The organism is Anaerocolumna sp. MB42-C2, from assembly GCF_030913705.1.
Classification (GTDB): Bacteria; Bacillota; Clostridia; order Lachnospirales; family Lachnospiraceae; genus Anaerocolumna.
Genome location: NZ_CP133190.1, coordinates 678,380 through 690,495, shown reverse-complemented (window position 1 = coordinate 690,495; position 12,116 = coordinate 678,380). Strand labels below are relative to the sequence as shown.

General features: G+C 34.9%; 13 protein-coding genes and 1 riboswitch. Of the genes, 7 read left to right on the top strand and 6 right to left on the bottom strand.

The window, feature by feature from the left end:
- Positions 1-151 precede the first annotated feature (151 nt).
- Complete coding sequence (gene metA / locus RBU59_RS03125; RefSeq protein WP_308146428.1) at positions 152-1,057, top strand: homoserine O-acetyltransferase MetA; 906 nt, start codon at positions 152-154, stop codon at positions 1,055-1,057.
- Between the two features lie 306 nt (positions 1,058-1,363).
- On the opposite strand, the gene RBU59_RS03120 is transcribed toward metA, so the two are convergent.
- From RBU59_RS03120 to RBU59_RS03095, 6 genes are all read right to left on the bottom strand, one after another.
- Positions 1,364-2,005: an HAD family hydrolase gene (locus RBU59_RS03120; protein WP_308146427.1), complete on the bottom strand. Its 642-nt coding sequence runs from the start codon at positions 2,003-2,005 to the stop codon at positions 1,364-1,366.
- Positions 1,998-2,471: a 6,7-dimethyl-8-ribityllumazine synthase gene (ribH, locus tag RBU59_RS03115; RefSeq protein ID WP_308146426.1), complete on the bottom strand. Its 474-nt coding sequence runs from the start codon at positions 2,469-2,471 to the stop codon at positions 1,998-2,000. Before ribH ends, RBU59_RS03120 begins: the two co-directional genes overlap by 8 nt.
- A gap of 16 nt (positions 2,472-2,487) precedes the next feature.
- Entirely contained in the window at positions 2,488-3,690 is a 1,203-nt protein-coding gene (locus RBU59_RS03110; protein ID WP_308146425.1) for a bifunctional 3,4-dihydroxy-2-butanone-4-phosphate synthase/GTP cyclohydrolase II, read from the bottom strand.
- 9 nt (positions 3,691-3,699) lie between these two features.
- A complete protein-coding gene (locus RBU59_RS03105) occupies positions 3,700-4,329 on the bottom strand; it encodes a riboflavin synthase (RefSeq protein WP_308146424.1) in 630 nt (209 codons plus the stop codon).
- Positions 4,302-5,417, bottom strand: coding sequence for a bifunctional diaminohydroxyphosphoribosylaminopyrimidine deaminase/5-amino-6-(5-phosphoribosylamino)uracil reductase RibD (gene ribD / locus RBU59_RS03100; RefSeq protein WP_308146423.1), 1,116 nt, complete (start codon positions 5,415-5,417; stop codon positions 4,302-4,304). Before ribD ends, RBU59_RS03105 begins: the two co-directional genes overlap by 28 nt.
- A 142-nt stretch (positions 5,418-5,559) precedes the next feature.
- Positions 5,560-5,674, bottom strand: a riboswitch (FMN riboswitch).
- Positions 5,675-6,065: 391 nt separating this feature from the next.
- Positions 6,066-6,392: a LytTR family transcriptional regulator DNA-binding domain-containing protein gene (locus tag RBU59_RS03095; RefSeq protein ID WP_308146422.1), complete on the bottom strand. Its 327-nt coding sequence runs from the start codon at positions 6,390-6,392 to the stop codon at positions 6,066-6,068.
- 542 nt (positions 6,393-6,934) lie between these two features.
- Here RBU59_RS03095 and RBU59_RS03090 point away from each other — a divergent pair.
- The 6 genes from RBU59_RS03090 to RBU59_RS03065 all read left to right on the top strand — a co-directional run bounded on the left by RBU59_RS03090 (position 6,935) and on the right by RBU59_RS03065 (position 11,966).
- Entirely contained in the window at positions 6,935-7,183 is a 249-nt protein-coding gene (locus tag RBU59_RS03090; protein WP_308146421.1) for a hypothetical protein, read from the top strand.
- Positions 7,184-7,375: 192 nt separating this feature from the next.
- On the top strand, positions 7,376-8,119 hold the full coding sequence (locus RBU59_RS03085) for an N-acetyltransferase (RefSeq protein ID WP_308146420.1): 744 nt from the start codon (positions 7,376-7,378) through the stop codon (positions 8,117-8,119).
- A gap of 88 nt (positions 8,120-8,207) precedes the next feature.
- Positions 8,208-9,023 carry a phosphotransferase gene (locus RBU59_RS03080; RefSeq protein WP_308146419.1) on the top strand — a complete coding sequence of 272 codons (816 nt, stop codon included), beginning with the start codon at positions 8,208-8,210 and terminating at the stop codon, positions 9,021-9,023.
- A 65-nt stretch (positions 9,024-9,088) separates the two neighbouring features.
- The gene (locus tag RBU59_RS03075; protein WP_308146418.1) at positions 9,089-9,583 is read left to right on the top strand and encodes a hypothetical protein; all 495 of its coding nucleotides are present in this window, start codon (positions 9,089-9,091) and stop codon (positions 9,581-9,583) included.
- A gap of 111 nt (positions 9,584-9,694) precedes the next feature.
- Entirely contained in the window at positions 9,695-10,513 is an 819-nt protein-coding gene (locus RBU59_RS03070; RefSeq protein WP_308146417.1) for an MBL fold metallo-hydrolase, read from the top strand.
- A gap of 223 nt (positions 10,514-10,736) precedes the next feature.
- Positions 10,737-11,966, top strand: a complete 1,230-nt coding sequence (locus RBU59_RS03065; protein WP_308146416.1) for a DUF5050 domain-containing protein — start codon at positions 10,737-10,739, stop codon at positions 11,964-11,966.
- Positions 11,967-12,116: the final 150 nt, after the last annotated feature.

Here is a 12,116-nt window from a genome sequence, read left to right as displayed (position 1 = left end):
GCATTCTCTCGTTATTTTCGAAGTAAGTAATAATTCCTATATAGGAAGTTGCTAAAGGAAATAATTTATATCTTGTATATATTAAATAATATGAAAGTAATACTGCCGAAGTGTTGGGCAGTTAAAAAATAGTAGAAAAGATGGTGATAATATGCCTATTAAGGTACAAAGTGATTTACCTGCTAAAAAAATATTAGAAGATGAAAATATATTTATCATGGATGAAACCAGAGCTATGCACCAGGATATACGTCCGCTTCGTATAGCAATATTAAATCTGATGCCTTTGAAGGAAGATACGGAAGTTCAGTTGCTGCGCAGTTTATCTAACACTCCGTTACAGGTTGATGTCACCTTTTTGACAACCGGTTCCTATGTGGGAAAAAATACGGCAGCCAGCCACCTGGATCAGTTTTATTTAACTTATGCAGAGGTTAAGAATCAAAAGTTTGATGGGCTCATTATAACCGGAGCCCCGGTAGAACAAATGGAATTTGAAGAAGTGGATTACTGGGATGAATTAGTGGAAATCATGGATTGGTCAAAAACAAATGTTACCTCCACCCTTCATATCTGTTGGGGAGCCCAGGCCGGCCTTTATTATCATTACGGAATTCATAAAATACCTTTGGAAGAGAAGATGTTCGGAGTTTTCCTTCATCAGGTTTTAAACCGCAAAGTGCCGTTTGTCCGTGGCTTTGATGATGTTTTTTATGCACCCCACTCTAGGCATACAACCGTTTCAAGAGAAGATATTATTAATAATCCCGAATTGACCATATTAGCGGAGTCCGATGAAGCAGGTGTATTTATCGTAACAGCTAAAGAGGGTAAGCGGATATTTGTTATGGGGCATCCGGAATATGACAGGATAACCTTAGATAAAGAATACAAACGGGATAAGGGAAAAGGATTAGAAATTCAAGTGCCTAAAAATTATTACCCCGATAACAAGGATGACCTAAGACCAAATCTAATCTGGCGCGCCCATGCCAATGCGATGTATACAAATTGGCTGAATTATTATGTATATCAGGTGACGCCGTATGAGCTTTGATGAAAACCGCTTTATAGCAATATTATTGAAGCTTGGCTGTAAATTATATATAATGATATTATGTTCTGAAAACTACTATGTCGCCGGGTAAACCTCAATAACCAAAAGGCAACCTCGTTTATCCTCGTAGACATAATAGAAAATAATGCGAAAACATCGCAGAATAATAAAAATTTCAGACCTAGATAGGGCATTAAACCGCCCCGTCTCAGGTCTGTTTTTTTACCCATTTCGGACATCCGGCTTGCATACATAATGTATTTTTGTGGGGGCTCAGAGGAAGTCATACTAATGATTTAAATATTTTTAAAAGAACAGTAAAATATCTGATAAATTATTAATTCGATAAGTTGCATGTTGTAATTCATTAGATGACCCATATCCATAAAAACATCCAATTGATTGTAAATTATGCATTTCTGATATTTCCATATCTTGAAATCTATCGCCAATCACGATATAATCACCTGAACAGTTTTCTTTAATAGTTATAAAAATTTCATGCTTGGGGATGAATCCAAAATCTTCTGAACAGTAAAAGGCAGAGAAGAAACGGTCAAGACGAAATTGACGGATGTTAGCTTCCATATAAGCACGTTTACAGTTACTTAGAAATATCAGGTTATAACCAAGGTCTTTCAATTTCTGCAATATATTTTCAGCCTGAGGGTAAAGTTCTGCCATACCATTATTAACAAGACGTATCATTTCTTTACCAATCATAGCACTGCATTTCTTTTTCTCTTCCTCTGGTAGGTTGGGTAAAAAAATCTTCCACATATCATCAGCAGTAAATCCAAGCCAATAGGAGATTTCCTGGTCTGTAAATTCCTTAGAGTCAGCAAAACCATTTTCTATAAGATAAGTATAAGCTGTACGAAATGCAGGAGCATATATTTTTATGCTGTTGTGGAGGGTACCATCATAATCAAAAAGGAAATTAGTCATTACTTCCGATATTCCTAATAAGATTTACCATTTCAATGGCTCCGACTGCAGAGTCAAATCCTTTATTACCGGCTTTGCTTCCGGCGCGTTCAATCGCCTGTTCAATGTTTTCGGTTGTAAGGACTCCGAACATTACAGGTATGTCGCTGTTTAAGGACACATGGGCAATCCCTTTGGATACTTCACTACAAACATAGTCATAATGAGTTGTGCTCCCGCGGATGACGGCCCCAAGACAAATAATTGCATCATATTTTTTACTTTTTGCCATCTTTGAAGCGATAAGCGGAATTTCAAAGGCTCCAGGAACCCAGGCAACTTCAATATTGTCCTCGTTCACTTCATGTCTAACCAGAGCATCCACGGCACCTCCAAGTAGTTTGGATGTAATAAATTCATTAAATCTTGCAGCAACGATGCCAATTTTAATGTCCTTTGATACTAATTTTCCTTCATAAGTTTTCATAATAATAGTTACTCCTTTATTTTAAATTTAAAAAATGCCCCATTTTTGATTGTTTTGTCCTTAAATAATGTTCATCATGTTCATTTGCTTCAATTTCCACCGGCACACGCTCAGTAATTTCAATACCAAAATCGGAAAGCTGATATACCTTATCGGGATTATTTGTAATTAGTCGCATGGTTTTTACTCCCAAATCATGAAGTATTTGTGCACCGATATAATACTCTCGCAAATCCTCTTCAAAACCAAGTGCAATGTTTGCTTCTACAGTATCCATTCCTTGACTTTGAAGCTCATAAGCTTTTAATTTATTCAGTAAACCAATACCTCTTCCTTCCTGTCGCATATATAGAAGAACTCCACGTCCTTCTTGTTCAATCATCTTCAGGGCCTGAGCTAATTGTTCACCGCAGTCGCAACGAGAGGAATGGAATACATCACCGGTCAGGCATTCGGAATGAACCCTGCACAAAACCGCTTGTCCTTCACCGATATCGCCTTTTACTAAAGCTACATGATGTTCGCCGTTTATTTTGTTCCTATAACCATAAGCGCGAAAATTACCATAAGAAGTTGGAAGTAAAGGGCTTGCAACACGCTCTACCAGATTATCAAATTTCTTTCGATAATCCTGTAATGCCTTGATAGTTATAAACTTCATATTCCACTTTTGCGCTAGCAAGGTTAACTCAGGAGTCCGCATCATGTACCCATCTTCCCGCATAATTTCACAACAAAGACCACACTCTTTCAGACCTGCAAGACGCATCAAATCTACGGTAGCTTCCGTATGACCATCACGCTCTAAAACTCCATTCTTCCTTGCCAGAAGAGGGAACATATGTCCTGGACGGCGGAAATCCTCCGGTTTAGCGTTATCGTCCACCACTTTAAGAGCGGTGATGCTTCGTTCAGCTGCGGAGATACCGGTCGTGGTATCCACATGGTCAATTGATACGGTAAAAGACGTTGTATGCTTCTCGGTATTATTTGATACCATCTGAGGAAACCGCAGGCGTGTGCATATTTCTTCACTCATTGGCATGCAGATTAAACCTTTACCGTGAATCGCCATAAAATTAATGTTTTCTGTCGTGGCATATTCAGCAGCACAGATAAAATCACCTTCATTTTCACGGTTTTCATCATCCGTAACAAGAATGATTTCACCTTTTCGTAAAGCTTCCAAGGCTTTTGGAATTGTATTAAATTGAAACATAAAGACCTCCTAAAATCCATTTTTATATAAAAATTCTCTGGTTATGCAATTGTTACTTTGTGAGAATTTTTCGATATACTTGCCAACAATATCATTTTCAAGATTAACTAAACTGCCTATATTTTTTTCTGAAAGTGTTGTTTCTCCGGCAGTGTGTGGAATGATTGACACGGAAAAGCTATCATGTGTAACTTGTGCTACGGTAAGACTGATTCCGTCTATAGCAATCGAGCCTTTTTCTACGATATAATGCATTACTTTAGGGCTGGCTATAATAGTATACCAGATGGCAATATCGTCTTTTTTTATTGACGTAATCTTACCGGTTCCATCGATATGTCCCGATACTATATGCCCTCCAAATCTTCCGTTTGCGGGCATTGCACGTTCTAAATTAACTCTGCTTCCGATATTCAAGCTCCCAAGTGAAGATTTGGAAAGAGTTTCATTCATAACATCAGCTGAAAAGGAAGAATTACTTATATTAGTTACGGTTAGGCAGACACCGTTTGTTGATACACTATCACCTAACTTTAAGTCATCAAAAATTTTTTTACATTCAACAATCAAACTTGCAGATTTCGCTCCCTTTTTTATATTTCTAACAATACCTATTTCCTCGATGATTCCTGTAAACATGTATAATCTACTACTCCTTCCATCAGAATGTCCTCATCAAACCATGTGATTGTTTGATTTTTTAAGTGAAAGCAGTCACTTACTTTTTGAATACCTACGCCTCCTACAGGTGTTTTTGACTGACTGCCGCCAAATAGTTTCGGTGCGATATAAGCTTGAACTTTATTAACAATCCTGCATTGCAGAGCGGAAAAATTAAGGGAAGAGCCTCCTTCTAAAAGGATACTGTCAATACCTTTTGCACCAAGTTCCTGCATTAAATGGTTTAAATCAATATGATTATCTTTAAGTCGAATTTCTAGAATCTCACAACCGCTAGAAAGATATGGTTTATGCTTTTCCGGATTATTGCAAGCAGTAGCAATAATCGTTCTTACTTCTTTTGCAGTGGTAACAATAGTAGATTCCAGCGGTGTACGTAAATATGTGTCACAGATGATGCGTATTGGGTTCCTACCTCCATCAATGCGGCAGGTAAGGGAGGGGTTGTCAGCAATTACTGTGCCAACACCAACCATAATGGAAGAGTATTGGTTACGGCTTTTATGAACATGTACACGGGCTTTTTGTCCTGTAATCCACTTAGATTTACCGCTGGCTGATGCAATTTTTCCATCCATTGTCATAGCATATTTCATAACAACATAAGGTGTTTTTGTTTTAATATAGTGAAAGAAAACCTCGTTTAGTTCTATGCATTTATCCTGCAGTATTCCTGTAACTACATCGATACCTGCTTCGCGCAAAATAGCAACTCCTTTTCCTGAAACAAGTGTATTTGGGTCTAAGCTACCAATAACCACTTTTTTTATTCCATTTTGTAAGATGGCTTCCGTACAAGGAGGAGTTTTCCCATAATGGCAGCAAGGTTCCAAGGTAACATACATGCTTGCGCCATTTGGACTTTCACTACAATTACTTAGTGCATTTCTTTCAGCGTGCCATCCACCGTATTTTTCATGCCAACCCTGGCCGATTATTTTACCGTCTTTTACGATAACTGCACCTACTAAGGGATTAGGATTTACGAAACCAATACCTTTTGTCGCAAGGGTTAGAGCAAGGTTCATATATTTTTCATCCGTCATATGATTCCTCCATAAAAAAACTGCCTTAAACATACAGTTCAAGGCAGTAGCTCACATTAATAATTAATCTTTATAAACAAAAAATCTGAAATGAATAAATCATTTCAGAGCAATGTTCAAAGAAAAACGCTAAAAGCGGCTTTAAAATCTTCTTTCATCCAGACTTTACTGTCGGCTTCGGAGTTACACCGAATCATACCTTGCGGTTCGTGGGCTATACCACCGGTAGGGAATTACACCCTGCCCTGAAGACATATATTAATTTACTGCCATTATAGCAACTCTAATAATGATTGTCAAATAACATAAAATGGAAAATAACTAAAATTAAAAAAATAAAATATCTTTCAGGCTCTAATAAGTTCTCTTCACTGGAATTGTAAAACAGCCAGTAGGATGAAAAGCTTGAATAAAATATTTAATAATATCTAGCATCTGAAACACTGCATATATAAGGATATTATTGGTTACTATTGTTCAGATATACTCATTTTTAATAATATGTTAGTAAAAGTAAGGAATAGATAAAAAGTTAACCATTACTAAGAATCTTGTAACCATAAAGCCAGACAGATTCATTATTATCTTTATCTTCATTTTTGGAGGATTCTTATTTGATTCAGAACCAAATTGTCCGATCGGTATCGCTTACGGAAATGCCGGAACTAATGAAAATCTATGAAAGCGTGAAAAAAGAACTGGAAGAGGAATATGCTGCAATTTATATATTGAGAAAGAAGAACGGTATACTGCTTTATCGCAATAAACATAAGTTTTTTTATCAACACTCTCAACATAATAGATATCTAAAACACTAATCCATATTTGATTGTTCTCATTACTAATACATTTTAATTCGCGGTTCATTGATTTAAGCAAGGTAATGAGTCGATTGAGGGTCGGATTCATACTGGCATATTTAATTAACACTTCAATATCCTTTAGATTTACGTTTTTTTCTAAATTAATTAGCAATCAAGTTCTCCTTTCATATCAAGTATAGATGACAAAAATTATCTATACAATGGGAGTACTACCAACATGCATATTATACTGAAAATTAATTATTAATGAAAGTGCTCAAGGATAATTAATATTCAAACAAACAGAATATGTAGTAAATTACCGCCTATAGGATAATTGAGGTTGCAGGTGGATAAGAGTTGATGGTAAAAAAAGGTAGAAATCCATATTCTGTAATGATATAATGTGACTAAATGTGCGATATTATTTTAGACAAGGAAAAACAATTTTATAATAACTCGGTAGCAAATAGGAATTTGCAAAGGAGAAGCTATTATGAATGTTTTGGTAAATGGTGCAACAGGTCAGTTGATTTAAAAATACTTAATGGTTTTTATTAAAAATCCAATTTATGGTCCCGTCTCGCGTTAATCACACATTTTTGAATATGAAAAGTGGAGAAACAATTATTTTGTTTTGTTGTGTGCAAATATTTGTCATGGTTTTTTTAGTTATTCATTGGTATATACAAGAAATGGAAGGTAAATAAAGAGATGAGATGCTTACTGAAAAATGCAACGATTGTTGACAGCTGCGGAGAAAGAGTAACTGTTCACATATTAACTGATGATAAGAAAATCCTAAAGGTATCCAGAGAAAATCTCGATTTTCCTGCTACCTTAGATGGGGCTAAAATATTAGACCGAGAAGATTACGGCAAAATAGAAGAAAATTGTATCGCTGACCTCATTGCAGTAAAAGGAAATCCGTATGAAATGCCATATCTACTATCAAAGTGTTAATTTTGTAATGAAAGATGGCATAGTGGTAAATAACGATTAGGAGGCCATTAAGATTATATTTTTACAATTATTATATTCTTCATGGATGCAGACTTATGGTGATTATGATAGCTTTGATGATATAAATGAATTGATGAAATTTATTGAGACTGGAAAGCGATAAACAGGAATTGTAAGAGAGGAAATTTAAATATGTGTACTGATTTTGTAAATCTAACAGCAGAAAACCTTGATAATGAGCATTTATGCTGTATTATCCGCAGTAAAAAGCCCCATCAAGGTATTGAAGCAAAGCGACAATGGCTTTCAGACCGGCTAAAGGAAGGTCATGTCCTTAGAAAGTTAAATGTAAAGGCTCCGGTTTTTATTGAATATGCTCCCCTTGAAACAGCTTGGGTTCCTATAAATGGTGACAACTATTATTATTTGTATTGTTTATGGAGTAGTCAAAAAGGAAAAGGGTATGGGAAATCACTGATGGAGTATTGTTTGGCTGATGCCAAAGAAAGTGGCAAATCTGGTATTTGTATGCTTGGAGCAAAAAAACAAAAAGCTTGGCTTTCTAACCAATCATTTGCGAAGAAGTTCGGCTTTGAGGTTGTTGATTCTACCGATAATGGATATGAATTGCTTGCACTTTCTTTTGACGGAACAAGGCCAAAGTTCGCAGAAAATGCTAAAAAGCAAGAAATTGAAAGCAAAGAGCTAACAATTTATTATGATATGCAATGCCCCTTTGTCTATGAAAGGGCCATGCTGATAAAACAGTATTGTGAGCTGAATGATGTTCCTGTATCTTTAATTCATGTGGATACGCTACAAAAAGCAAAGGAATTGCCTTGTGTTTTCAATAACTGGTGTGTGTTTTATAAAGGGAGTTTTGAGACAGTGAATTTGTTAGATATCGCCTACTTAAAGAGAATACTTAAAAAATAAAATGCACAATCGTCCCCACATACCACGATAAAAGTTTTCATCCAATAAGGATTCCGGTTTAAATTATTATAGATATGAGGAGTACCATATGGAAATAAGGAAAAAGCAAATGATAGGTCAGGGAAATACTGCTGAAATATACAGACTGGATGATAACAAAATACTGAAACTGTTTCGAATTGGGCTAAATAAGGGTATTATTGAGAAAGAATATCAAAACGGTATTATCATACAAAATGTTTTGGAATGTGTGCCTAAAGTATATGAAATGGTTGAAATAAATGGCAGGTATGGAATTATATATGAGGAAATCCTTGGAAAAGACATGCTGAAAATCATGATGGGTTCTTTATGGAAAATTAATGTTTATGCTAAAGAATTAGCACATTATCATTTATCCATACAAAAGCCGGTGATTGATAATCTATGTACTGTAAAAGAAAAATTGGAAGCGGATTTACATAGTGTTGATATACTTTCAGATGAAAACAAAGAAATTGTTCGAAAATACTTAAAGCAATTACCTGACGGCAATGAACTGTGCCATTTTGATTTTCATCCAGGAAATGTGATGGTAGCAAATAATAAAGAGGTTATTTTAGATTGGATGACAGCTTGCAGGGGAGATGCATGCGCTGATGTTGCACGGACATGTTTACTGTTGAAATATGGCGAAGTTTCCCATGCACCTTGGATTATACGAAAGGTAATTTCATTTATACAGCACCATATTTACATAGTATATATAAGAGAATATCTTACAATATCGCAAAGAAGCATGGAGGATATTAATAGTTGGGAATTACCCGTTGCAGCAGCAAGATTATGCGAATGGATTTCAGAAAATGAAAAGAAAATACTGCTCGAATTGGTAAATAAGTATTGCAACGAAATAGAAAATTAATTATTTCATGGAAATAAATTAGAAGCAAAGCGGGGTGAGTTGCTATAAAGAAAAAAGTTAAATTAATGATTGTTGCTGTCGTGAGTACTATTTTTATATTCCTGCTCCTCTATAGTACCGATATAATAGGAGTCACAGCATCAAAATTAGAATCGGATGCCAGAAGCAGTCAACATATTGATAAATCCTGGTCTGCTGAAAAAGCAGTCAGTGATAATATAGGTGCAATGCTTTTTTATGGAAAACAGCCGGATGAATCGATATTTTCTATTTACCTGAACAGGAAAGGATTTTCTTTTGGTTACTTCTTTTATGCAGGTGGTTCCGTTGAGGCAATAACGGATGGAGTGGCAGAATATACCTATGAATATTACGGTTCAGCACTTTTGTCTATGAACCGTAAAAAGGTAGAAAAAATTGTTTTTGGAAATAAAGATATTTCTCCAATATTAGTTGATCCTGCAAAACCCTTTGCTGTCATTCTTCCAGATAATTGTAAGAGTTTTGAACTCTATGATGTTAAGGGAAAAATTATTCCGGTAACAGTATATGTAAATTAACATTTCTGAATTTAGATTTCAAAGAGGTAATTGTAATATCACATCGTATTATTTAATTAAATTTTTAAGAAGAAAAAAATATTGATGAATGTAATGAAAGGAAAATTTTTTATGAAAGCTACAGTAGTGGTAGATAATATTTCAAAAGAAAATATATCAGGAGAATGGGGATTATGTATATTTATTGAATATGGTGAAAAGAAAATTTTACTTGATACTGGGGCATCAGGACTGTTTTTGGATAATGCAGAAAAACTTGGAATTGATATTCAGAATATAGATTATGCTGTTTTATCTCATGCGCATTATGACCATGCAGATGGCATGAAGAATTTTTTCATAACAAATAACAGGGCTAAATTTTATCTACGATATGGCTGTGGTGAAAATTGTTATATGAAGAAATGGTTTATTCGTAAATATATCGGTATTCCAAAGAATATATTGGATGAATATAAAGAGCGTATTGTTTATGCAGAGGGAGATTACACTATGTTCCCTGGAGCATCATTGATTCCACATAAGACAAAAAGCCTTTCAGATATCGGTAAGAAAAACATGATGTACATACGTAATGAAAAAGGTTGGATACCGGATGATTTTTCCCATGAGCAAAGTCTTGTTTTTGAAACTCCATCAGGGCTCATTATTTTCAATAGCTGTTGTCATGGAGGAGCGGATAACATTATTAATGAAGTCTCAGCAACCTATCCTGATAAAAAAATTAAAGCTTTGGTGGGTGGTCTTCATATTTTTAATAAGTCAAAAGATGAAGTCAGGGAGCTGGCTAGAAGAATTAAAATGACAGGAGTAGAGGACATTTATACGGGGCATTGCACAGGTAACCGTTCATTTAATATCTTACAGGAAGAATTGGGAGAAATGGTTCATCAACTTTCGGTAGGTTTGGTAATCAATCTTGAGGATTAATTCGTAAAGATTCAAAATTAGTTCCTGCTCAACATATTTTTGAAAGTTCTGGATTTAATCTTCATCAAAGGAGAGAGAATAAAGATATTCTTTTTTTCTGGTGAATATATTGATTATGAAATTAATATGTGAAAACTATGAATTGAAGTAAATCCAGGTCAATACCATAAACTGCTAAATAAATACTATTATATATATACTATTTCAGAATAAGGAGAATGGAATGAACAAAATAACAAAACAAATACTTAGTTTTATTTTAGTCTTTTTAGTTGTCTTTTTACAATCAGAGAATATCCTTATTACCAGTGCAGCCACTAACGCAATGGTTTACGAATATTCTCCCATGCTAGAGGACGGAGGAGATATCTATTATATTCAGACAATAGAGGGGGATGAATATTCATATGATATATACCGCTTAGAGGTTGCTTCGGGTAATAAAACTAAACTGGTATCGTCAAAGAATGATATTATAAATATGGATATTCATAAAGAGACGCTGTATTATACCAGTTATGATGGGGAAAAAGACATCTATCGGACTTATTCGGTTTCCAATGATGGCAAAGATAAAAAAACTATATGTAACGGCTGCTTTGTATGTCTTGATGACACCAGTATTTACTATACCGTTACTAAGGGCAAAGTGAGTAAGTTGTATAAAAGAGATTATGAGAGCAAGAAAAGTACTTTGATTTATAAAGGTAACATGACTTTTCGTTTTGTAAAAAACTCAGACAACACATTGTATTTTACTGAATTTAATGAAACCTCTTCAAAACTTACATTATACGTTTTGACGGCGAAGCGAAAAAAGCTTGCTGTTTTGACCACAGACAAGATTGCGTTAGATGGAAGTGAACGGACATCTCCGGAGGTGTCAGATATTAAAAAAATAAACGGAGGTATCTATTATCAATATGGTACCTATGAAGGGACCGGAAACTATTGGTACGGAACATTAATAAAATTAGATACCAGAACAAATATAAAAACTGTGATTGAAAAGCAATTATATGAGGAGCAAATATATCATAACGATAACATTATCTTCTATAATGGAACCGATAATAGCGAAAAACATTATCAATTCAACACAAAAACCGGTAAAACCTCTTCTTATATTTATAAAACCACTGGTACAGAATCTTTCAATATTCTGGGAGATAAAACCTATTGTGCAAAAGCGGACGGTAAAGAATCGATTTTGATATCCTGTTTTACATCTGGAACCAACAAAAACAATTTGATTAAATCGTTTATTAATATTACTTTCAAGCAAGAAAAGGAACTTGATTATATTGCACATGTGAAAAAATATGGCGATTATCTACTTATTCCCGTGACATGTATGGATTATAATGCCAACAATGGATGGAGAGGCAGGTGTGTTAGTGTTACCTGGTATATCGCTGATTCTGACGGCAAGATACTCGCACAGTTTCAGTAAAACTATATTAGAATATGCGGATAAGATTCAGAACAAAAGAAAGTTTATAATTCAGAAGTTAAAAGTTTCACCAACTTGAGTCATAAACGGGCTACACAATTTAGATAAAGATGATTTAGAGTATATGCTTACTTTTGCTAACGCTGCTGC